Here is a 22,852-nt window from a genome sequence, read left to right as displayed (position 1 = left end):
GCGAGAGTTTAGCCCGATTCAAGAGTGCTGTTCAGATCGCCTTATATGCCGTGATGGAACCGGTACGCGCCCGTCCGTTTTCGTGACCGGATCGCAACCGCGCGGGCGTTCCCACGGACCACCTGCACGGTGCCGGTGACGCTCCGTCTCCGGCCGGCGTCCCGCGGCGGGCGGAGGCGGGAGGCGTACGCACAGCAGAGGGGGTCCGCCGCGAGTGCGGCGGACCCCCTCTGCGTCAGGGCCCCCGGGAGAACCGGGGACCGGACCTCAGCCGTCGCCCTCCAGGGTCTCCACGACCGTCTCGGCGACACTGCGCATCGTCAGGCGGCGGTCCATGGAGTTCTTCTGGATCCACCGGAACGCCTCGGGCTCGGTGAGCCCGTGCCGGCTCTGCAGCAGCCCTTTGGCGCGCTCCACGAGCTTGCGGGTCTCCAGGCGCTCCTGGAGCCCGCTCACCTCCGCCTCCAGGGCGGACAGCTCGGCGTAGCGGCTGACCGCCATCTCCACGGCCGGCACCAGGTCGGTCTTGGAGAACGGCTTCACCAGGTAGGCCATCGCACCCGCGTCGCGGGCCCGCTCCACCAGGTCGCGCTGCGAGAACGCGGTCAGGATGACCACCGGCGCGATGCGGTCGGCGGCGATCCGCTCCGCGGCCGACAGCCCGTCCAGCACCGGCATCTTGATGTCGAGTATGACGAGGTCGGGTTTGAGCTCGCCGGCGAGCCGGACGGCGGTCTCGCCGTCGCCCGCCTCCCCCACGACGGCATAGCCGTCCTCCTCGAGCATCTCCTTGAGGTCCAACCGGATCAGGGCCTCGTCTTCCGCGATCACCACGCGGCTCTGCGTCGTCGTCACGGACACGAGGGTACCGAGATCCGCTAGGGTAGGCTGCACCGGATGGCCGCCTGGTGCGCCTTGAGAGCCGAACGGAAGTCCGCGTCAGGTGGCATGCGCAACGTGCCTCCCGAGCTGACGGCCACATCAAGCAGTCCTACTGATAAGCCCCGGTAATCCAATGGCAGAGATGATTGACTCAAAATCAATACAGTGCGGGTTCGAATCCCGCCCGGGGTACCCTTAAGGCCACCAAATGGTGGCCTTCTTTTTTTTGCGTTGACCGAACGCAGCTTCGGCCAGTACTCCACCATCGGCCTATGCACCCTCCCCACGTCCGCCACGCAGTTGTTTCACTGCTCGACTCGGGCGCCTCTATTTCCGAGGCCGGCCAGCGTTACGGAATCAGTCGGAGCACAATCGCCACATGGAATAGGGACCGAACCCTCGTCAACAAGTACGCGGGCCCTGGCTCATGCCCGCGCTGCCAGCCCTTCCCATCAGCGCCAGTACCATCGGCCGCCTATGCCTACTTACTCGGCCTCTATCTCGGTGATGGAGCCATTAGCCTATGCGGTGACCCGGCGAAACTGATCTGGTCACTCCGCATAGCCTGCGACGACACCTGGCCGCGGCTGATCACTGCATGCTCGGAAGCCATAAAGGCGATCCGCCCCAACCACCCGGTACACCGGGTCCCGAGGGTCGGCTGCACTGAAGTCTGCGCCCGATGGAAGCACTGGCCATGCCTCTTCCCTCAGCACGGTCCGGGCACAAAGCACTCGCGCCGCATCGCCCTCACCGACTGGCAGGAGGGAATCGTCCGCGAATGCCCCCGGGAATTCACTAAAGGGCTCTTCCACTCCGACGGCTGCCGCGTAGACAACAGGGTCCGGGCCAGAGTCGGCGGAGCATGGAAGTACTACTCATATCCGCGGTACATGTTCAGCAACACTTCGGCCGACATCCACGGGCTCCTCGGGAACGCGCTCGATCTGATGGGGGTCGAGTGGAAGCTCATCTGGAAGGAGCCGGTCCGCGACACCCATCAGCCGACCGGGGTCCTCTCCGTGTCCAAGCGGAACTCCGTCGCCCTGCTCGACACGTTCATCGGCCCCAAAGGCTGATCGGGGCGGGGCGGAGGCCCAGCGGTCACATCACGGCTACAACCCGGGCACAACCCGTGGGTTTGGTCGCCGGGGCGGGGGGTGGTCCACGATCCTGGATGTGCGGGCGGAACGGGCGCACGGGTCCGTCCGCGGGCCGATCGGAGGGAGTGGACGTGCTGACCGCGGTGGCCGGAGTCGTCGGCACCCTGGTGATCGGCGCCTGGGCGTTCGTGGCGTGGGCGGCGGAGCGGCGGCAGCCGTGGCTGCTGGCTCCGCTGGCGCTGCTCATCGTGCTCCTGGTCGTGCTCGGCCTGCCGGGCTGGTCCTTCGTCCCGATCGTGCTGCTCGCCGCCGGCGCGTTCGCCGTCCTGGTGATCGGCGCCCGCGAGGCTCCGGTGATCCGCGCCCGCGACCCCGAGGCCCCGCTGAGCACCGAGCGGTGGGCGGCCGCGGTCGCCGCGCCGTTCCGGGTCGCGGTCGCCGAGCCGTGGGATGCCGTGGTCCGGCCGCAGCTGCGGCGCCGCTACCGGCGGATCCTGCTGGACGAGTGGGGGGTCGAGGACCGCGCCGGCCTGCTGGCGACCGTGGACCGGCTCTGGTCGGAGCTGCACGGAGGGCCCTCGGCCGACCTCGTCATCGACTTGCGCACCGGCGCGGCGCACACCCGCGGCGGTGCCGCGGAGCAGCCGGAGCGGCGGGTTCTGCTCTCCCCGGACCAGGTGGCGCGGATGCGCGAGGTGACCGGCGCTGCCGAGGCGGCGGAGACGGTCGTGGTCCGCTCGTATGAGTGGTGGCGGTCGGCGCATCTGGTCCGGCTGGCGTGCGCGGGGGCGACCCTGGACTGGCTCAGCCAGGTGGAGTCGCAGCGGATGCTCCGCCGGGTGGCCTCGGATCTGCAGCGGCGCTTCTCCGGCTGGCAGCGGCTGTCCGAGGCGTTCCACGGCGGCTACCTGCTGTGGCGGGGCGGCGCCGAGGAGGAGTCGCCGGACCGGGTGTGGACGGCGCTGGGGCTGCTGCACGCGTCTCCGGAGAGCCCGTGGAACCTGCTGCCGTGGGATATGCCGCTGGAGCGGGCGGCCGGGGCTCTCGAGCGGGATCCGGCCGAAGCCGCGGGTGCGGCGGACGCGGCCGCTGCGCCGCGGGGCCGGGAGCGGTGGCGGGGTCCGCTGCGCGGTGCGGTGCGCTCGCGGCGGCCGTAGCGGCGGCCGGAGCGCTCTGGGCCCCCGGTGCCCCGACCGGGGCGCGGATGCGCCACCGGGGGGCGGAGGGCGGCGCGGATGCGCCTGCCCTCGGGGATTCCTCAGGATCCGTGCGTGATGGCGTCGCCGATGCGGTGGACGCGCAGGGAGTTGGTGGATCCCGGGGTGCCGGGCGGGCTGCCGGCGACGACGACGATCTTGTCGCCCTTGGTGTAGATGCCCATGTCGAGGAGTTCGGTCTCGACCTGGCGGACCATCTCGTCGGTGTGGTCGACCCAGGGGACGCAGTAGGCGTCGACGCCCCACTGCAGGGAGAGCCGGCCGCGGGTGGCGGTCTGGGTGGTGAACGCGATCAGCGGGATCGGGGACCGGTAGCGGGCCAGCCGCCGGGCGGTCTCGCCGGACATGGTGAAGGCGACCAGGGCGGTGGCGCCGACGGTGGCGCCGACCTCGGCCGCCGCGCGGGCGATGGCGCCGCCGGTGGTCTCCGGCACCCGGTTGAGCATGTGCGAGGCGCGCAGCGACTCCTGTTCGGCGGCCACGACGATCCGGTCCATGGTGCGGACCGTCTCGACGGGGTAGTCGCCGACGCTGGTCTCGCCGGAGAGCATGACGGCGTCGGCGCCGTCGAGGACGGCGTTGGCGACGTCGGAGGCTTCCGCGCGGGTGGGCCGGGGTGCGCTGATCATGGATTCGAGCATCTGGGTGGCGACGATGACCGGTTTGGCCTTGTCGCGGCAGCGCTCGATCGCGCGCTTCTGCACCATCGGGACGTTCTCGAGGGGCAGTTCGACGCCGAGGTCGCCGCGGGCGACCATGACGCCGTCGAAGACCTCGATGATGTCGTGCAGGCGCTCGACGGCCTGCGGCTTCTCGATCTTGGCGATCAGCGGGACGCGGATGCCGACGTCGTCCATGATGGCGTGGACTTCGTCGGCGTCGGCGGGGCTGCGCACGAAGGAGAGGGCGACCATGTCGACGCCCTGGCGAAGGGCCCAGCGGAGGTCGTTCTCGTCCTTTTCGGTGAGCGCGGGCACGCTGACGGCGACGCCGGGGAGGTTGAGTCCCTTGTGGTTGGAGACGGTGCCGCCGATGACGACGCGCGTGTGGACGTCGGTTCCGGTGGTCTTGGTGCATTCCAGGACCACGCGGCCGTCGTCGATCAGGACGCGGTCGCCGGGGCGGACGTCGCCGGGGAGGCCCTTGTAGGTGGTGGAGACGCGGCGCGCGTCGCCGTCGATGTCGTCGACGGTGATGGTGAAGGGGTCTCCGGGGGTGAGTTCGACCGGGCCGCCGGAGAACGTGCCCAGGCGGATCTTGGGTCCTTGCAGGTCGGCGAGGATGCCGACGTTGCGGCCTTTCTCCTGTGCGGCCGCGCGCACGTTCTCGTAGGAGGCGCGGTGGTCCTCGTGGGTTCCGTGGCTGAGGTTGAGGCGCGCCACGTCCAGGCCCGAGTCCACGAGTTCGGAGAGGATCTCCGGGCTCGCGGTGGCGGGGCCGAGGGTGGCGACGATCTTGGCTCGACGTGTCACTCTTCCCACTCTAGAGCGTTTCGGGCCCAGAGTGGTCTAAACCAGGTTGCGAATGGGCGACCGGAAGGCGTCTGCGGGGTGGCGGCTCCGGCGCCGTGCGCTGCGGTGACGCTGCGGTGGCGGTTCTGGATCGGCCGCCAGTGGCCCGGGGTGCTGTGTGCGGTGTGCATGCCGGGGCGGGGCGCAGCGGCGGCGCACGCGCGCTCTGGGCGGCGCGGCGGGTGCACTCTGGGCGGTGGGCGCTGCGGGGGCGGGGCGGCGCGGCGGTCAGCCCTCGGCGACGCGGGGTACCGCGGGGCCGGGGAGGCGGCCGTAGGCGCGGAGTACGAGCAGGCGGCGGATGGTGGCCATGCCGCGCCAGTCGGTGCGGGCGCGCTCGGTCCAGTAGGGGCGGGCGGTGGGCCAGCCGCCGTCGGACTGCTGGGTGCGTTCGAGGAGGTCGAGGTTGGCGTCGATTTCGGCGTCGGTGAACATGCGGCGGGCGGCGGAGCTGGGGCTGGGGGCGAGGTCGACGGGCCGGCGGACGTCGCCGGGGCGGTCGGCGTCCAGTTCGGTGACCGCGCGGATCATGGGGGCGAGCCGGTCGGCTTCTGCTGCGGCGCGGTGCTGGTCGGGCACGTGGTGCAGGAAGGTGCAGATGGCCATGGCTTCGTCGGGGTCGGTCCAGTGCAGCGCGGCGATGCGGGTCCAGCTGAAGGCGGTGGCGCGGTCGCGCCAGGCGCTGGCGGCGTGGCCGCGGTGGAGGAGCCCGGCGATGGCGGCGGTGGGGCGGAGGGCGCCGCGGCGGGTGTGGGCGTAGTCGCGCCAGGGGGGTGCGGCTTCGGTGTGCCGGATGCCGGGGGTGACGGGCGGGACGCCGCCGTCGCGGCTGCTGGCAGAGGTGAGGTAGGTGCTGATCCGGTGCGCGGTGTCGGCGGGGATGGGGCCGGTTTCGAGGAGGTTGCGCAGGGCGTACTCGACGGCGAGGGGTTCGCTGCGGTGGCCGCGGAGGTCGGGGTAGAGGCCGTTGCCGTAGCCGCCGTCGAGGTTGCGGTAGGCGTCCAGTGCGGAGCGGACGGGTTCGGCGGGGCCGGCGGCGAAGAGGTAGTCGTAGCGGTGCCGGTCGAGGAGCCGGGCGGTGCGGGTGATGAAGTGCTCGGCAGCGCGCAGGGTGTCCGTGGTGACCGTCGTCATGGTCGGAATCTGCGCGGTGGCGGGCCGGGGCAAACCTGAACGACTTGCGTGGTTTGCGGTATTTTGTCAGATCTCTACCCGGACAATACGGGCATGCTTCCCGGGTGCAGCGGGAAATGCTCACGCATCCTTAACGCGCCCGGTGTCCGGACCGGACGCCGTGCCGGGACGCGCCCCCCTCTGGACGTACAGCACCAGGGCTCCGGTGTAGGAGGCGGCCACCGCGACCGCCGCGGCGGCGCGGGCGGCGGCCAGGTGCTCGCCCGGATAGACGACGCCGGTCAGGTAGTGGTCGATGAACCCGCTGTGCGGCAGCGAGGCCTCGCCGGCCCGGGTGCGCGCCCAGTTCTCGACGTGGGTGAGCGGGCAGTCCCAGCCGATGGCGGTGATCCCCAGGGCGTAGGCGGCGACGGCGGCGTGCGGCCAGATGGCCGCCGGCCGCCGCCAGGCCCAGAACCCGCCCAGCACGACGTAGGCCAGGAATGCGAAGTGCAGCACCATCGCCGCATCGGCCAGCAGTCGGAAGGCCATCCGCCCAGCCTAATCGGCGCCTCCGGGACCGCACCGTGCCGCCGCCGGGCGCACCGGCTCGGCAGCGGCCGCACCCGTGCGGGCGCGCGGCAGCACTGCGGGAGGGCCCGCGCACCGGCGGCCGGACGGAACGCAGTCGGCGGTTCCGGTACCCGCGGACCTCTGGCGGCCGGCCGGGGTGCAGGCCCCGTCCGGGTGCGCGCCCCGCACGCCGTGGAGTGCGCTGCGGCACGCGTCCCGGGTCCGGTCCCGGCCGCCGGCCGGCGCAGCAGCCGACTCCGCCGGCGCCCGCCACCGGGGGTGCCGGGGGCGGGCGCCGGTCGGGCCCGGCGGTCAGACCAGGGGCCGGGCGGTGGGCGGGATCGCCGTGGGGAGTTCGGTGGCGCCGGCCAGGTAGCTGTCGACCGACGCGGCGGCCGAGCGGCCCTCGGCGATGGCCCAGACGATGAGCGACTGGCCGCGGCCCATGTCGCCGGCGCAGTAGACGCCGTCGACGGAGGTGGCGTAGGCGTCGTCCCGGGACACGTTGCCGCGCCCGTCGAGGTCGACGCCGAGCCCCTCCAGCAGGCCCTCCTTCTGCGGTCCGGTGAAGCCCATGGCCAGCGTGACCAGCTGGGCGGGGATCTCCCGCTCGGTGCCCTCGACCGGGCTGAAGCCGCTGTCGGTGCGCTCCACGTCGACCAGCTTGAGCGCGCGCACGCGGCCCTGCCCGTCGCCGAGGAACTCGACGGTGTTGGAGGAGTAGACCCGCCTGCCGCCCTCCTCGTGTGCGGAGGTCACCTTGTAGACCGCGGGCATGGTCGGCCACGGCTGGTGGTCGGGGCGGTTCAGCGGCGGCTTGGGCATGATCTCCAGCTGGGTCACCGAGGCGGCGCCCTGCCGGTGGGCGGTGCCGACGCAGTCGGCGCCGGTGTCGCCGCCGCCGATGACGACGACGTGCTTGCCTTCGGCGGTGATCGCCGGGGCGGCGGTGTCGCCCTCCTGCACCCGGTTGGCGGCCGGCAGGTACTCCATCGCCTGGTGGACGCCGTCGAGGCTGCGGCCGGGCGCCGGCAGGTCGCGGGTGACGGTGGCGCCGCCGGTGAGGACGATGGCGTCGTTGGCGGCGCGCAGTTCGGCCGCTGAGAGGTCGGTGCCGATGTCGAGTCCGGTGCGGAACCGGGTGCCCTCGGCGGCCATCTGGGCGAGGCGCCGGTCGAGGTGGCGCTTCTCCATCTTGAATTCGGGGATGCCGTAGCGGAGCAGGCCGCCGATGCGGTCGGAGCGCTCGTAGACGGTCACGTCGTGGCCGGCGCGGGTGAGCTGCTGGGCGGCTGCGAGGCCGGCGGGGCCGGAACCGACGACGGCGACGCGCTTGCCGGTGCGCACGGCCGGGGGCTGCGGGCGGACCCAGCCCTCCTCCCATGCCCGGTCGATGATGGAGTTCTCGACGTTCTTGATGGTGACGGCGGGCTGGTTGATGCCGAGTACGCACGCCGACTCGCACGGCGCGGGGCAGAGCCGGCCGGTGAACTCGGGGAAGTTGTTCGTGGCGTGCAGCCGCTCGATGGCGGCGTGCCAGTCGTGCTCGGAGACCAGCGAGTTCCATTCGGGGATGAGGTTGCCGAGCGGGCAGCCGTTGTGGCAGAACGGGATGCCGCAGTCCATGCAGCGGGACGCCTGCCGTTCGACGGCGCCGCGATCGAAGTCCGCGTAGACCTCGCGCCAGTCCATGATGCGCACGTCGACGGGGCGGTGCGCGGGCAGTTCGCGCTCGGTGGTCTTCAGGAAGCCCTTGGGGTCGGCCATAGCCGGGTCCCTCCTCTCTGTGCCGGCGCTATGCCTGCGCGGCGGCCATCACGGCCTGGTCGACGTCGGTTCCGTTGGCCTCGGCTTCGGCGCGGGCGGCCAGCACCCGCTTGAAGTCGCGCGGCATGACCTTGGTGAACCGGGCCGCGCGGCCGGGGTCGGCGAGCAGTGCGCGGGCCACCTCGGAGCCGGTCTCCTCGGCGTGCCGGGTGAGCACGTCGGTGAGCAGTGCGCTGTCCTGGCCGTCGAGCGGGTCGAGGTCGACCATCTCGCCGTTGACCCGCCCGGGGTCGAGGTCGAGGACGTAGGCGGTGCCGCCGGACATGCCGGCCGCGAAGTTGCGGCCGGTGGGGCCGAGGATGACGGCGCGGCCGCCGGTCATGTACTCGCAGCCGTGGTCGCCGATGCCTTCGGCGACGGCGAGTGCGCCGGAGTTGCGCACGCAGAACCGCTCGCCGGCCTGGCCGCGGAGGAACACCTCGCCTCCGGTGGCGCCGTAGGCGATGACGTTGCCGGCGATGATGTGCTCTTCGGCGCGGTAGGGGGCGTTCTCGGGCGGGCGCACGGTGATGCGGCCGCCGGAGAGGCCCTTGCCGACGTAGTCGTTGGCGTCGCCGATGAGGCGGAGGGTGACTCCGCGCGGCAGGAAGGCGCCGAAGGACTGGCCGGCGGCGCCGGTGAAGGTGGTGTCGATGGTGTCGTCGGGCAGGCCGGCGGCGCCGTGCCGGCGGGTGACCTCGTGGCCCAGCATGGTGCCGACGGTGCGGTTGACGTTGCGGACCGGCAGGTCGAGGGTGACCTTCTGGCCGTAGTCGAGGGCGCCTTCGGCGAGCTGGATGAGGGTGTTGTCCAGGGCCTTGGCGAGGCCGTGGTCCTGGCTGCGGGTGCGGCTCAGGTGGTCGCCTTCGCGGGGCGGGACGCGGTGCAGGACCGGCTCCAGGTCGAGGCCGGAGGCCTTCCAGTGGTCCACGGCGCGGCGGGCGTCGAGTGCCCCGACTGCGCCGACGGCCTCCTCGATGCTGCGGAAGCCCAGTTCGGCGAGGATCTCGCGGACCTCTTCGGCGATGAACTCGAAGAAGTTGACGACGAACTCGGCCTTGCCGGCGTACCGGGCGCGCAGCTCGGGGTTCTGGGTGGCGACGCCGACGGGGCAGGTGTCGAGGTGGCAGACGCGCATCATGACGCAGCCGGAGACGACGAGCGGGGCGGTGGCGAAGCCGAACTCCTCGGCGCCGAGCAGCGCGGCGATGACGACGTCGCGGCCGGTCTTCATCTGCCCGTCGGCCTGGACGGTGATGCGGTCGCGCAGGCCGTTGCGGAGCAGGGTCTGCTGGGTTTCGGCGAGGCCGAGCTCCCAGGGCGTACCGGCGTGCTTGAGGCTGGTCAGCGGGGAGGCGCCGGTGCCGCCGTCGTGGCCGGAGATGAGCACGACGTCGGCGTGGGCCTTGGAGACGCCGGCGGCGACGGTGCCGACGCCGGCCTCGGAAACCAGCTTGACGTGCACGCGGGCCTGCGGGTTGGCGTTCTTCAGGTCGTGGATGAGCTGGGCGAGGTCTTCGATGGAGTAGATGTCGTGGTGCGGCGGCGGCGAGATGAGGCCGACGCCGGGCGTGGAGTGGCGGGTGGTGGCCACCCATGGGTAGACCTTGTGGCCGGGCAGCTGGCCGCCCTCGCCGGGCTTGGCGCCCTGGGCCATCTTGATCTGGATGTCGTCGGCGTTGACGAGGTAGTGCGAGGTGACGCCGAACCGGCCGGAGGCCACCTGCTTGATGGCGCTGCGGCGCAGTTCGCCGTTGGCGTCCGGGGTGAACCGGTCGGGGTCCTCGCCGCCTTCGCCGGTGTTGGACTTGCCGCCGAGGCGGTTCATCGCGATGGCGAGGGTCTCGTGCGCCTCGGCGGAGATGGAGCCGTAGGACATGGCGCCGGTGGAGAACCGCTTGACGATCTCGGCGGCGGGCTCGACCTCCTCGATCGGGACGGGCCGGCTGCCGCCGGCGAAGTCGAGCAGGCCGCGCAGCGTCATCAGCTCGCCGGCGCGCTGGTCGACCTTGGCGGTGTACTCCTTGAAGATCTCGTAGCGGCGGGTCCGGGTGGAGTGCTGCAGCTTGAAGACCGTCTCGGGGTCGAACAGGTGGGGTTCGCCCTCGCGGCGCCACTGGTATTCGCCGCCGACGGGGAGCCGCCGGTGGTCGGCGGGGTTGGCGGCGTGCGCGGCGGCGTGCCGCATCCGGACCTCTTCGGCGAGTACGTCGAAGCCGACGCCGCCGAGACGGGAGGTGGTGCCGGTGAAGCAGCGCTCGACGACCTCGGCGCCCAGGCCGACCGCTTCGAAGATCTGCGCGCCGGTGTAGGAGCCGACGGTGGACACGCCCATCTTGGACATGACCTTCAGGACGCCCTTGGCGTAGGCCTTGGCGGTGTTGCGGACGGCCGTGGCGGCGTCGGTGCCGGTCAGCACGGAGCGTTCGGCGAGGTCGGCTGCGGTGGCCAGGGCCAGGTAGGGGTTGACCGCGGAGGCGCCGTAGCCGAGCAGCAGTGCCATGTGGTGGCATTCGCGGGCGTCGCCGGCCTGGATGACCAGGCCGACCTGGTTGCGGGTCTTCTCGCCGACGAGGTGGTGGTGGACCGAGCCGGTGGCCAGCAGGCTGGGCACGGCGGCGCGTTCGGGGCCTGCGGCGCGGTCGCTGAGCACCAGGATGCGGGCGCCGGCGGCGATGGCGCGGTCGGCGGCGTCGTTGATCTCGCTGAGCCGGCGGGCCAGCGCGGTGCCGCCGCCGGCGGGGTCGTAGGTGGTGTCCAGGACGGCGGTGCGGAATGCGGGGTCGCCGCCCGGCTCGCCGGCGGCGCGGATCGCCGCGAGTTCGGCGTCGTCGAGGATCGGGGTGGGCAGCACGATGCGCCGGCAGTCCTCGGGTGAGGCGTGCAGCACGTTCTCCTCGGCGCCGAGGGCGACGCCGAGGCTGGTGACGAGCTCCTCCCGGATGGCGTCCAGCGGCGGGTTGGTGACCTGCGCGAAGCCCTGGGTGAAGTAGTCGAACAGCTGGCGGGAGCGCTGGGAGAGGGCGGCGACGGGGGTGTCGGTGCCCATGGAGCCGATGGGTTCGGCTCCGGTTCGGGCCATCGGCGCGAGGATGGTGCGGAGCTCTTCCTCGGTGTAGCCGAACGCCTTCTGCGCAGTGGTGAGGTCCGCTGCGGACGCGGTGGCGGGCACCGGGTCCGGCTTGGCGGCGGGCAGGTCGGCGAGGCGGACCACGCCCTGGGCGAGCCAGTCGGCGTAGGGGTGCTCGGCGGCGAGCTCGGCCTTGATCTCGGTGTCTTCGACGATGCGGCCCTGGGCGGTGTCGACGACGAAGATGCGGCCCGGGGCGAGGCGGCCCTTGCGGACGACGGCGGCGGGGTCGATGTCGAGGACGCCGGCCTCGCTGGCGAGGACGACGAGGCCGTCGTCGGTCACCCAGTAGCGGCCGGGGCGCAGCCCGTTGCGGTCGAGGACGGCACCGACGATCTCGCCGTCGGTGAAGGAGACCGAGGCGGGGCCGTCCCAGGGCTCCATGAGCATGGAGTGGAACTCGTAGAAGGCCCGCACCTGCGGGTCCATCTCGGTGTGGCTCTCCCAGGGCTCCGGGATCATCATCAGCACGGCGTGCGGGAGGGAGCGCCCGCCGAGGTGGAGGAGCTCCAGGGCGGCGTCGAAGGACGCGGTGTCGGAGTCCTCGGGGTCGACGATGGGGAACAGCCGGGACAGGTCGCCGGGGATGAGTTCGCTGGCGAGGCTGGCCTCGCGGGCGCGCATCATGTTCCGGTTGCCCTTGACCGTGTTGATCTCGCCGTTGTGCGCGACGTAGCGGAACGGGTGGGCCAGCGGCCAGGACGGGAAGGTGTTGGTGGAGAACCGGGAGTGGACCAGGGCCAGCGCGGAGGTGTAGCGCCGGTCGGACAGGTCCGGGAAGAACGGCTCCAGCTGGGGTGTGGTGAGCATCCCCTTGTAGACGACGGTCCGCGGGGACAGGCTCGGGAAGTAGACGCCGGCCTCGTGTTCGGCCCGCTTGCGGACGCAGTAGGCGAACCGCTCCAGGTCGATGCCGGTGCGGCCGTCGGCGGGGCCGCCGGGTGCCGCGGCGAGGAAGGGCTGCGCGAAGTGCGGCATGGCGGCGCGGGCGGCGGGGCCGCAGTAGCGGGGCTCGACGGGAAGCTCGCGCCAGCCGAGGACGGTGAGTCCCTCTTCGGCGGCGATCTGCTCGATGCGGGCGGTGGCGCGGGCCCGGTCGTTCTCGCCGGCGGGCAGGAAGCCGATGCCGGTGGCGTAGGCGCCGGCGGCGGGCAGGTCGAGTCCGGCGGTGGCGCGGTAGAGCTCGTCCGGAACCTGGGTGATGATGCCGGCGCCGTCGCCGTCGTCGGGATCGGCACCGGCGGCGCCGCGGTGGTCCAGGTTGCGCAGGACGGCGAGTGCCCTGTCCACGGTGGCGTGGGTGCGCCGCCCGGTCAGGTCGGCGACGAAACCGACGCCGCAGGCGTCGTGCTCGAAGGACGGGTCGTACAGGCCCTGGGGGGCGGGGTGGGTCGCCGCAGTGGTGAACGGGGCGTCCGGGGCGGTGGGACGCTGCACCTGGCCAGCAGGCATCTACCCTCCTGTCGTCGTGCGTATGGGCTTTTCGAAAGCGCATCCGGGACGACATTGGCCCTGCTGCGGTGGCGTTGTTCAGTTGTCGGGGAGCGGGTGCTGCGCCCGCCCCCTCGCAGGGGCGGGGTGCGCCGCCATCCGGCCGGCGTGCGTCACATCCTCGTGCGCCGGCCGGGACCGCGGAGCGGTCCGCTGTGGCGGACCGGGCGGTTCCGGTCCTGCCGAGTGGCAAGTTACCCGGTGGCGGGTGTGCCCCGCACATCGGGGCTGGGGCCACTGGGCGGCTCGATCGCCCCTCCGTCGGAGCTGCGAGCAAGGATAAGCGGCTCCGGCCGCCGGGTCGGCACCGGGCTGAGGGAGGTGTTTCCCGGCGGCCCCAGCGGCAAACATCCGCAAACCAGACGAAACCGCCAAACGGGAGCGTAGCAAGCGGTTTCGCCGGCGTCGGGCCGCCGCCGGGAGCCCGCGCCGCGGCCGCGTCTCAGCGTCCCAGGACGCGGTCGGCGAACGCGGCCAGGTCGGCGCAGACCAGGTCGGGGCGGGGGTCGAGGCGCCGGGCGCGGGTGGCCGAGGTCACGCCGGTGAGGACGAGTGCGGCGCGCATTCCGGCGGCGCGGGCCATCCGCAGGTCGGTGTCGACGCGGTCGCCGACCACCCAGACGGCGCTCGCCCCGGGGCCGATCCGGCCGGCCGCGGCGCGCGCCATCTCGGCCGAGGGCTTGCCGGTGACCGCGTCGATGCTGCGCCGTGCCGCGGTCTCGACGGCGGCGATGACGGCGCCGCAGTCGGGCACGTCGCCTCCGTCGACCGGGCAGGTCGCGTCGGGGTTGGTCGCCGCGATGTAGGCGCCGGCGCGGGCCGCCCGGTGCGCGGCGGCGAGCTTGGCGTAGGTCAGGCCGCGGTCCCAGCCCAGGGCGACCGCCTCGGGCGGGGGCGCAGAGCCGTCGGAGGCGTCCGCCGGGGCCAGCCCGGCGGCGGCCAGCGCCTCGGCGAGCGGCTCCTCCCCCACCGCGAGGACCCGGGTGCCGGCCGGGAAGCGCGCGGCCAGGTGGGCGGCGAGCACGTCGTTGGCGACGACGAGGTCGGCGGGGTCGGCGGGGATGCCCATCGCGGCGAGCCGGCGCACGTAGTCGGCGCGCCGGGCGATGGACTTGTTGGTGGCGAAGACGGCCCGGTGGCCCGCGGCGCGGAGCCGGCGCAGCGCGTCCGCCGCTCCGGCGAGGGGCTGGTCGCCGCGGTACACGGTGCCGTCCAGATCGACGATGATTCCGAGCATGGTGCAGCCCTCTCCGCCGCGGCGCGGCCGGTCGGTAGCGGTGCGGGGGTCAACCGGGCGGGCGGCGGGCGGAGCGGGCGGCGCCGTACCGGTCAGTACAGCGAGTCCTTGCTGAAGCGGTAGGCGATCTGCTGCAGCGTGATGACGATCACGAGCAGGACGACCGACATCGCCGAGGCGGTGTAGAGCTCGCCGCGCAGCAGGTTGGTGAAGATGTCGAGGCTCATCGGGGCCCAGCCGGGCGGCGCGACCATGACGGTGAGGCTGGTCTCCTTCAGCACGGTGACGAACACCAGGATCCCGCCGGCCGACAGCGCCGGCCGCAGCAGCGGCAGGACGGTGGTGGTGACGGCGGTGAACCGGGTCGCGCCGAGGCTGCGGGCCGCCTCCTCCACCTCCGATCCGATCGCCTGCATGGCGCCCACGGCGGGGCGCAGCATGTAGGGCAGGCGCCGCACGGCGTAGCCGGCGACCAGCAGGATCCCGGTGCCGTACAGCGCGAGCGGCGCGGTGTTGAAGGTCTGGATCAGCGCGATGCCCAGGGCGATGCCGGGCACGATGAGCGGCATGGTGGCGAGGAAGTCCAGCCCGGCGGAGCGCTGCCGCACCGTGTAGTAGGCGACGGTGACGGCGACGAACACCACGACCAGGAGGGTGCTGCCGGCCAGCGCGAGGCTGTTCAGGATGGCGTAGGCGGAGCGGGAGAACACCATCTCGTAGTGGGCAGTGGTGTAGCCGTCGGGGAGCAGGGTCGCACCCCAGGTCGTGGCGAAGGACTGCACCGCCACCGAGGCCAGTGCCAGCGTCGGCACCAGCGTGACCAGGAGCGTGAACGCCGACAGGCCGCGGCAGAGTCCGCGGTGCCGGATCAGCGGCGCGCTGCCGCCGCGGGCGGTCAGGGTGCCGTAGTCGCGGCCGCGCAGGACCAGGCGCTGCAGGGCGAAGAAGAGCGCGACGACCGCGACCATGACCATCACCAGCACCGAGCCCGCGGCCCAGTTGTAGAAGCCGGAGATCTCCCGGTACGCCTGCACGACGACGAGGTTGAGCCGGTCGGGGGCGAGGATGATCGCGGCGCCGAAGTCGCTGAACACCAGCGCGAAGGCGAGCAGCGCGGTGGAGAGCAGGGACGGCAGCGCGAGCGGCATCGTCACGGTGGCGAAGGTGACGAGGGAGCGGGCGCCCAGGCTCGCGGACGCCTCCTCGACCTGCGCGCTGCTGATCCGGAACGCCGCGACCAGCGGCCACAGGACGAACGGGAACATGAAGAACAGCAGCACACCGACGATGCCGGTCATCGAGTAGACGTCGAACAGCACGCCGGACCCGCCGAAGCGCTGGTAGAGCGCGTTGACCCAGCCGGCGCGGCCGAACATGACGATGAAGCCGGCCGCGGCGACGAAGGTCGGCACGACCATCGGGATGGTGCACAGGATGCCGAGGGTCCGCTTGAACGGCATCGCGGTCCGGGCGAACCCGTAGGCGATGGGCAGGCAGATCAGTGTGGCCAGCAGCGTGACGCCGAGCGCGAGGACGAGGCTGTTGCGCACGGCGGACAGGTAGACCGGGGTGGTGGCGACCTCGGTGAAGGTCTGCACGGAGGCGCTGCCGAAGGCGGCGAAGAGGTCGGCGCGGACACCGGCGTCGGTCAGCGCGCCGAAGAGGTTGGCCTGCTCGCCGGTGAAGGCGACGACCACCATCGACAGCAGCGGCACGACGAGGAAGAGCGCGAAGAAGGACAGCGCCAGGAACTTGCAGAGGCCGAGCAGGTCGATGCCGCGGCTGCGGACGCGGTCGGCGGGGGTGGTGCGCTTGACGACGGGGGGCGGCGCGGCGGCGTCCCCGCTGCTGCCGGTGGCGCCGGGGGTGCTCACTGGTCCTCCCCGCGGTCTGCTCGGCTCCGGTCCGGGCCCGGGCCGGCTGTACTGCCGGCCGTGTCCGGGGGTGCGTCTCCCGCGATGGCGACGATCCGCTCCGGCGCCACGGCCAGTCGGACCTCGTCGCCCTCGGCCAGCAGCGCACCGGCTCCGCGGAAGGTGTCCTCGACGGCGATCTGCGCGCCGGCCGCGTCGACGTCGTAGACGACGGCCGGGCCGAGGTAGGAGCGGCGGGCGACGGTGCCCGGCAGCAGGTTCGCGCCGGCGGCGGGGGTGCGGCCGGGCGGCACCACCTCGATCGCCTCGGGCCGGATGAGCAGCCGCACGCTGGCGCCGGCGGGCCGGTCCAGCGCTGCGGTGCGGAGCCGGGTTCCGCCGACGCGGACCGCGGCGCCGCCGGCGGCATCCTCGACGGTGCCCTCCAGGATGTTGGAGGAGCCGACGAAGCGGGCGGCCCAGGCGTCGGCGGGCCGTTCGTAGAGGCCGGTGGGCGTGTCGACCTGGACCAGGCGGCCGTCGCGCATCAGCGCCACGCGGTCGGCCATGCCCATGGCCTCCTCCTGGTCGTGGGTGACCAGCACCGTGGTGATGCCGACGTCGCGCTGGATGGTGCGGATGGTGGCCCGCATCTGGATGCGCAGGTTCTTGTCCAGGTTGGACAGCGGCTCGTCCATCAGCAGCACCGCGGGGCGCCGCACCAGGGCGCGGGCCAGCGCGACGCGCTGCTGCTGGCCGCCGGAGAGCGCGGTGATGGCGCGGTCCTGGTAGCCGGTGAGGCCCACCTGGTCCAGCGCCTCGTCGACCTTGGCGCGGATGTCGGCCGAGCGGCGGGCGGCGCGCCCGCTGAACAGGGCGGCGGCCGCCCGGGCCCGGGTGCCGCCGGTGCCGGTGTAGAGGTCGCGCATGACCAGGCCGTAGGCGACGTTGCGGAACACGTCGTAGTGCGGGAAGAGCGCGTAGCTCTGGAACACCATCCCGGTGTTGCGGCGGTGCGGCGGAACGCTGCCGACGTCGGTCCCGGCGATGCGGACCTCGCCGGAGGTGGGCGCCTCGAAGCCGGCGATGCAGCGCATCGTGGTGGTCTTGCCGCAGCCGGAGGGGCCAAGGAGCGCGAAGAACTCGCCCTCGGCGATCTCCAGGTCGACGCCGTCGACCGCGGCGACCCCGCCGCTGAAGACCTTCGTGAGACCGCGCAGGTCCACTGATCCCATCGTTCACCTTCTCTGGAGCTGCGGGCGCAGCGCAGCGCGGCGGCACGGTGGGAGGTCACGGTGCGGCGGGCTGCGGCGCCCGGGCCGCCCGCCGCGGGCGCAGCGGGCGGCGGTCAGGGCAGGGGTTCGGGGCCCCGCCGGCCGGACGGCGGGGCGCCGGCTCACACCTCGAAGCGGGTGCGCCACTCGTCGCGGACGAGGTCGTAGTTGTCCACGACCCAGTCGACGTCCAGCTCCTGGGCGTGCTCTTCGACCTGGTCGAGCGTGAGGTCGGTCTTCGCCTCCACCTCGGGGTCGAGCGGGATCATCCCCCAGTCTGCGCGGACCTGCTGTCCTTCGGTGGACATCATCCAGTCGATGAACGCCTGGGCACCCTCCTCATTGGGCGCGTCGGCGACCATGGTGACCGGGTTGACCAGGACCGGGGTCTCCTCCGGGATGTGGAAGGCCACGCTCTCGCCGCGCTCGGCGGCCTGGAAGGCCATGAAGTCGTAGCCGACGGCGATGCTCGCCTCCCCCTGGCCGACGGCCTGGGTGGGCGCGGCGCCGGAGTCGGGGATGGCGCTGGCGTTGTCCACGAGCGCGTCGAAGTACTCCCAGCCCTCGTCCTCGCCCTGGGTCATGAGCTGGCTGAGCACCAGGAGCGTCGCAGTGCCCGAGGCGGACGGGTTGGGGAACTGCAGTTCGTCGGCCCACCGTTCGTCGGCGAGGTCGGCCCAGCTGTCCGGGAGTTCGTCCTCGCTGACCTTTTCGGGGTCGTAGGCCACTCCGAGCACGAACAGCTCCGCGCCGACCCAGCCCCATTCGTCGTCGCGCAGCCGCACGTCGCCCTGTGTTTCCGGCATATCGGCGGTGGTCTCGGGGGTGTATGCCTGGATGAGGCCGTCGTCGAGGGCGTTTTCGAACGGCAGGAATCCGCCGCCGCCGTACCAGACATCGCCGCGCGGGTTGTTCTGCTCCGCCATGAGCTTGTTGACGATGACGTTGGTGCCGCCGTATTCGACCTGCACATCTGCGTCGTGCGTCTTCTCGAACGCGGCCGCCATTTCCTCGGTCATATCCGGGGTCTCGGGCGAATAGAAGGTGATGGTGCCGAGGCTGCCGTCACCGCCGGATCCTCCGCCGCCGAATCCGCCGCAGCCGGAGGCGAGGAGGGTGGCGGCGGCGCTCGCCGCCAGAAGGGGGATGGTTCTGCGCATGTCGCGATTACTCCTTCTGCGCCGGCCGGGGGCGGACCGATGCGGCGGTCTGCGGTCAGCAGTGGCGCGTGGTGGGGGATGCAGCCGGTGCGCGTCGGAGACCGGCCGCGGCGGCGCCCCGGACCGGCAGGGCCGGAAGGATTCAGGCAGGGGGCAGCGCCGCGGACGCTCCGGAACCGCGGAGGAAGTCGTGTGGCTGGCGGGGGGATATGGGGGATGGACGGGGGGATTCCGCGGCACCTACGGCGGGCGCGGAGTGCGGCTCGCCAACGGCGGCCATGGGCCGACGCTGTGCCGGTCCCAGAAACGCGGACGGTTCGGGGAACGGCTCCGTGGCGCTTTGTGCCGGTAGTTGTGCGTTTCTGTTCGGTACCGGTGCTGAACGCGAGGTTACGCACGCATGAACAACCGAGTCAAGAGGCCTTCCGGGGCCGCTCAGCAGGTGGCCGCCGAGGCCCTGCCCACCGGCGCTGCGGCATTACCGGGAGTATTCCCCGGCCGTTCACCGCGAGGAAGCCGGTGTGTTTCCGGAGGAATTCCCAGAAAGCGTTCACTGCCGTACAGTTCTGCACGTCGGAGCGGGCGTGGGCGGATGGGGCGGCGCCCCGGCGCGGCCGCGGTGCGCTGCGACGGCGCTCCGGTCCCCCGCTTGACCAGAGAGGACCCGCCCCATGCCGCCCCGTACCCGCCACGTCATCCCGGCCGAGCGCCGCCGCCGCATCCTCGCGGCGCTGCACGCCGCGGGGTCGGTGCGCGTCGCCGAACTCGCCGGCGAGCTGTCGGTCTCCGACGTGACGATCCGCAGGGACCTCGACCGGCTGGAGGCCGAGGGCACTCTGGAGCGCACCCACGGCGGCGGGCTGCTCGCCACCCGGCTGCACGCCGAGCGCGGCTTCGGCGAGAAGGACGAGCGCCAGAGCGCCGCCAAGGACCGGATCGGCCGGTGCGCGGCGGAGCTGGCCCGCAGCGGCGAAACGGTCTTCGTGAACAGCGGTTCGACGACGGCGCGGCTGCTGCACCACCTGGCGGACCGGTCCGGGCTGCGGATCATCACCACCAACGCCGCTGCTCCGCTCCACCACGGCGGCGGCAGCGAGCTCATCGTTGTCGGCGGCGTCTACCGCGCCCGTTCGAACTCGCTGGTCGGGCCGCTGGCCGGCCAGGTGCTCCGCCAGTTCCACGCCGACCGCGCGTTCATCGGAGTGGACGGCATCGGGCCGCGCAGCGGGCTGAGCACGCCGTCGCCGGCGGAGGGGGAGGTGGCGCGGCTGATGATCGAGCGCACCCGCGGAACGGTGGCGGTGGTGGCCGACCACACGAAGTTCGGGGTGGCCGCCGACTTCGCCACGGCTCCGCTGTCAGCGGCGGGCGTCCTGGTCACCGACTCCGAACCCGCCCCCGCTCTCGCCCGTGAGCTGCACGCCGCGGGCGTGCGGCTCTGCGTCGCCGGCGAAGGCGCACCCGGCGGCGACTGACCCGGCTCCGGCCGGATGGATGATCCCCCTCTCTGCAGCTCACCGGGCATCGAGTGCCGCGGGCGGGGCTGCGGTGGTGACCGGGCGGCGGACGCACGCGCTCGAGGAGACGCCGGGGTGTCCGCGCGCCGCGGCCCGCACGGCCCGGGCGGCACCCGGTCGGCGCAGGTGGGAGGATCGACGGGTGAACGATCGCGCCCCTTCTGCAGCCGCTGAGCACGCCGGACCCCCCTCCTCAGCCGCACCGCCGGCTCCGACGGCGGCGGGAGCAGAGTCGCCCGCAGACCGGCTGACCGCACTCCTCCACCAGGCGGGAGCCGACGCGGGCCGGCTCCTGCGCGTGCCTGCGGCACTGTCCGACGGCCGGTGGTGGACGGCCCGCGGGCTCGTCCGGCACACGGCGGTCGCCTACCGGAACGTGGACGCGGTGCTCGGGGCGCTCGCGGCCGACCTCGAAGCGGAGCAGCCGCCGCAGCAGGGGCCGGCCCGCGGGGCGGGCCGCGCAGAGCCGCAGTACCGGCTGCGCCGCGGCGCCGAGTACTCCTGGGCTGCGGCACTCGCCGCGCCGGATCCGGCGGCCGGCCCGCTCACCGACGCCGAGCAGCGCTTTCCGGAAGCGGCCGCGGAGCTGGCGCGGCTCGTCGCTGAAGCGCCGGCGGCGCGCGCCGACCTCGACCACGTGGCGGCGACGCCCGGCACGGCACTGCGCAGGGCGGCCTACCTCGCCGACCACTTGGCGCTGGGCGGGCGGCGCCTGCTCTGCGTGGGCGACCACGACCTGACCTCGCTCGCTGCGCTGCTGGTGGCGCCGGACGCCGAGGCGGCCGTGGTCGACGTCGACGAGCGGATGCTCGACTACATCGACGGTGCGGCCGCCCGGCTCGGCCTGCCGGTGCGCTGCTTCTTCGCCGATCTGCGGCTCGGGATCCCCGCCGCGGCCGGCGGCGCCGACCTGGCGTTCACCGACCCGCCCTACACGCCGGACGGGGTGGACCTGTTCGTGCGCCGCGCCCTGCAGGGCCTGGCCGACCCCCGCCGGGGCCGGGTGGCGGTCGCCTACGGCGCCAGCGAGACCACTCCGCAGCTGGTGAAGAGCACCCAGGCGCGGCTGGCCCGGCTGGATGTCCTGGTGGAGGCGCTGCTGCCGGAGTTCAACCGCTACACGGGCGCCGAGGCGATCGGCGCCTCCTCCGACCTGTATGTGCTGCGCGGTACGGCGAAGAACGCACCGGCCGACCCGCCGGAGCGGGCCCGGATCTACAGCCAGGGCGGGAACGCCAAGGAGAGCGCCGTCCGCCGCGCGGGGGCCCGGCTGGAGGCCGCCGGCCCGGTCGGAGGCGGCGCGGCCGCAGCAGGAGCGGACCGCGCCGGGCGCGCCGCGGACGTGCACGCGCTTCTGGACGGCGCCGACGTCGCGGTCGGCCCGTGGGACGCCGAACAGCTCCCTGAGGGGGTGCGACCGGTCGGGCTGCGCGCGTGGCTGACGGCTCCGGTGCCGGTGGAGCGCGCGGCAGTGGTCGACCTGACGTCGGGCTGGGAGGGGCTGCTGTCCCGGGTGCTGCTGGCGGCGGGCAGCGGTGCGGTGCGGGCCCTGGTCCGCTCGACCGCTCCGGAGGTCCGCACCGCGCGCGGCCAGGCCGGGCTGCGCGACCTGCTCGGCCCCGGCCGGACGGTGCGCTTCCTGGCCGGCTCCCCGGCCCCGGGCTGGACGGCGGTCGAGGCGTCCGCGACCCGGGCGTCCGGGCTCGCTCACGGCGCGCAGCTCGCGGCACACTGCATCGGCAGCGCCCACGGCCCGCTCCCCCGCATCCTCCGCGAAGCGCTCATCGAGCAGGCTCGTGCGTCGGAGACCGCGGTGAACAAGCGCACCGCCCGCACCCTCGTCAGCGAGCATGCTCCGTGGACGGCCGGCCACACCGTGCTCGACCTGCCCGCCCACCGCTTCGCCGACCTGTTCTCCGCCTGCACCGCCATCACCTCGGCCGCGGGGCTGCCGGAGTAGCGGCGCGGCCTGCCCTGAACACGGACCTGGCAGGGCTGCCGGGCGGTGTGCGGGTAACGGCGGCGTCGGAGGGCAGGGCGCACAGCGCAAGGACGAGGGCGGTCCCGCCGGCAGGCTTTCCGCGCTCTCCCATCGCGTCTGGATCGGCACATGGCCAGAGCTTCCGCTGTTCGCGGGGCGGGCGCGAGCGGGTCGGCCGGGTGGCGGGTGGTCGGGGCGGGGCGGGGCGTAAGGCTTCAAGACAAGGACGGGTTCGCCGGCCGTCTTCCGCTCTGTCCCGCCGCTTCAGGAATCGCGTACGACCAGGGTTTCTGCTGTTCGCGGGGATGGGACGGCTGGGGCCCGCAGGCTCCCGCATGTCTGCGGCCGGCTTTTCGGTGTTCAGTGCGTCGGACCGGCGTAAAAGCGGCACCGACGGCGAGCCTGGGCAGGGGGCTCGGGCTGGTCGGCCGGGTGGCGGGCTGGTCGCGGGGCGGGCGCGAGGGAGCAGGTGTGACTGGTGTGAATAGCGGGGCTGCAGGGTCGGCGGTTGGTGGGCCGGGTGTAGGCGGTGGTTCGCGAACCCCTGGTAACACCCCATCGGCGCCGCGACTGCCACCTTTTCAGCGGCAAATGCGTGTGGAATCGAGAGGCGCGATCCCTCTGCGGCCCGCTTCCGGGCCTGGTTTCACTCTGCGTGGCGACATATGGGTCGAAATCGGACACCGATCGCCACCTGGGGCTGGGTGTCCGGTTTGGGGGCCCACGCGCAGGAGCGTGCCGCGTTCCTTTTCGCCGGGTAGTGAAACCTCTCCCGCCTCAAATCGCCTAAATGTGGGCATTCTGGCGCCACGGATCGCGCCTTTTCGCTGATCGGCCCCAGAAAAAGGTGGATGCGCGGGAATCGGGCACCGCCACGCTGCGTGACCCCGTGTTTGTGCAGGCCAGTGCGGCGCGATATCGGCCTCTCCGCGCAGGGTCCGTAGGGGCGGGGCCCCTTCTGCTTGGACGGGGTGCGCAGGGCCCCGTTGCCGTGCCCGATTTCC

14 protein-coding genes and 1 tRNA gene are annotated in these 22,852 nt (G+C 73.1%); 5 read left to right on the top strand and 10 right to left on the bottom strand.

All coding sequences use genetic code 11. The features are described from left to right. Positions 1–267: 267 nt before the first annotated feature. Positions 268–834, bottom strand: a complete 567-nt coding sequence (locus ACYVGT_RS20230; RefSeq protein WP_460860841.1) for an ANTAR domain-containing response regulator — start codon at positions 832–834, stop codon at positions 268–270. Positions 835–1,001: 167 nt separating this feature from the next. Here ACYVGT_RS20230 and ACYVGT_RS20225 point away from each other — a divergent pair. The 3 genes from ACYVGT_RS20225 to ACYVGT_RS20215 all read left to right on the top strand — a co-directional run bounded on the left by ACYVGT_RS20225 (position 1,002) and on the right by ACYVGT_RS20215 (position 3,142). After that, positions 1,002–1,074, top strand: a tRNA-Leu gene (locus ACYVGT_RS20225). Between the two features lie 701 nt (positions 1,075–1,775). After that, positions 1,776–1,961 carry a hypothetical protein gene (locus ACYVGT_RS20220; protein WP_460860793.1) on the top strand — a complete coding sequence of 62 codons (186 nt, stop codon included), beginning with the start codon at positions 1,776–1,778 and terminating at the stop codon, positions 1,959–1,961. Positions 1,962–2,116: 155 nt separating this feature from the next. Beyond that, complete coding sequence (locus ACYVGT_RS20215; protein ID WP_460860791.1) at positions 2,117–3,142, top strand: DUF1266 domain-containing protein; 1,026 nt, start codon at positions 2,117–2,119, stop codon at positions 3,140–3,142. A gap of 101 nt (positions 3,143–3,243) precedes the next feature. On the opposite strand, the gene pyk is transcribed toward ACYVGT_RS20215, so the two are convergent. From pyk to ACYVGT_RS20170, 9 genes are all read right to left on the bottom strand, one after another. Further along, positions 3,244–4,674, bottom strand: a complete 1,431-nt coding sequence (gene pyk / locus ACYVGT_RS20210) for a pyruvate kinase (protein ID WP_460860789.1) — start codon at positions 4,672–4,674, stop codon at positions 3,244–3,246. Between the two features lie 267 nt (positions 4,675–4,941). Beyond that, positions 4,942–5,847, bottom strand: coding sequence for a prenyltransferase (locus tag ACYVGT_RS20205; protein WP_460860787.1), 906 nt, complete (start codon positions 5,845–5,847; stop codon positions 4,942–4,944). 120 nt (positions 5,848–5,967) lie between these two features. Next, on the bottom strand, positions 5,968–6,378 hold the full coding sequence (locus ACYVGT_RS20200) for a DUF2784 domain-containing protein (RefSeq protein ID WP_460860784.1): 411 nt from the start codon (positions 6,376–6,378) through the stop codon (positions 5,968–5,970). A 333-nt stretch (positions 6,379–6,711) separates the two neighbouring features. After that, on the bottom strand, positions 6,712–8,166 hold the full coding sequence (locus ACYVGT_RS20195) for a glutamate synthase subunit beta (RefSeq protein ID WP_460860781.1): 1,455 nt from the start codon (positions 8,164–8,166) through the stop codon (positions 6,712–6,714). A gap of 28 nt (positions 8,167–8,194) precedes the next feature. Beyond that, on the bottom strand, positions 8,195–12,787 hold the full coding sequence (gltB, locus tag ACYVGT_RS20190; RefSeq protein WP_460860779.1) for a glutamate synthase large subunit: 4,593 nt from the start codon (positions 12,785–12,787) through the stop codon (positions 8,195–8,197). A gap of 481 nt (positions 12,788–13,268) precedes the next feature. Next, positions 13,269–14,063 carry an HAD-IIA family hydrolase gene (locus tag ACYVGT_RS20185; RefSeq protein ID WP_460860777.1) on the bottom strand — a complete coding sequence of 265 codons (795 nt, stop codon included), beginning with the start codon at positions 14,061–14,063 and terminating at the stop codon, positions 13,269–13,271. A gap of 92 nt (positions 14,064–14,155) precedes the next feature. Then, complete coding sequence (locus ACYVGT_RS20180; RefSeq protein WP_460860776.1) at positions 14,156–15,937, bottom strand: ABC transporter permease; 1,782 nt, start codon at positions 15,935–15,937, stop codon at positions 14,156–14,158. Then, on the bottom strand, positions 15,934–17,151 hold the full coding sequence (locus ACYVGT_RS20175) for an ABC transporter ATP-binding protein (protein WP_460860773.1): 1,218 nt from the start codon (positions 17,149–17,151) through the stop codon (positions 15,934–15,936). Before ACYVGT_RS20175 ends, ACYVGT_RS20180 begins: the two co-directional genes overlap by 4 nt. 161 nt (positions 17,152–17,312) lie before the next feature. Next, positions 17,313–18,350, bottom strand: coding sequence for an ABC transporter substrate-binding protein (locus ACYVGT_RS20170; RefSeq protein WP_460860771.1), 1,038 nt, complete (start codon positions 18,348–18,350; stop codon positions 17,313–17,315). Between the two features lie 671 nt (positions 18,351–19,021). On the opposite strand from ACYVGT_RS20170, the gene ACYVGT_RS20165 reads away from it, so the two are divergent. Both ACYVGT_RS20165 and ACYVGT_RS20160 read left to right on the top strand, forming a co-directional pair. Beyond that, entirely contained in the window at positions 19,022–19,825 is an 804-nt protein-coding gene (locus ACYVGT_RS20165) for a DeoR/GlpR family DNA-binding transcription regulator (protein ID WP_460860768.1), read from the top strand. A 184-nt stretch (positions 19,826–20,009) separates the two neighbouring features. Further along, positions 20,010–21,827 (top strand): bis-aminopropyl spermidine synthase family protein, encoded by a 1,818-nt coding sequence (locus ACYVGT_RS20160; RefSeq protein WP_460860766.1) that lies wholly within the window; start codon positions 20,010–20,012, stop codon positions 21,825–21,827. Positions 21,828–22,852: the final 1,025 nt, after the last annotated feature.

The sequence above is a fragment of the Nocardiopsis coralliicola genome, assembly GCF_054779695.1.
Note: the sequence above shows the minus strand (reverse complement) of the source record. Positions and strands in the feature narration are given on the sequence as shown.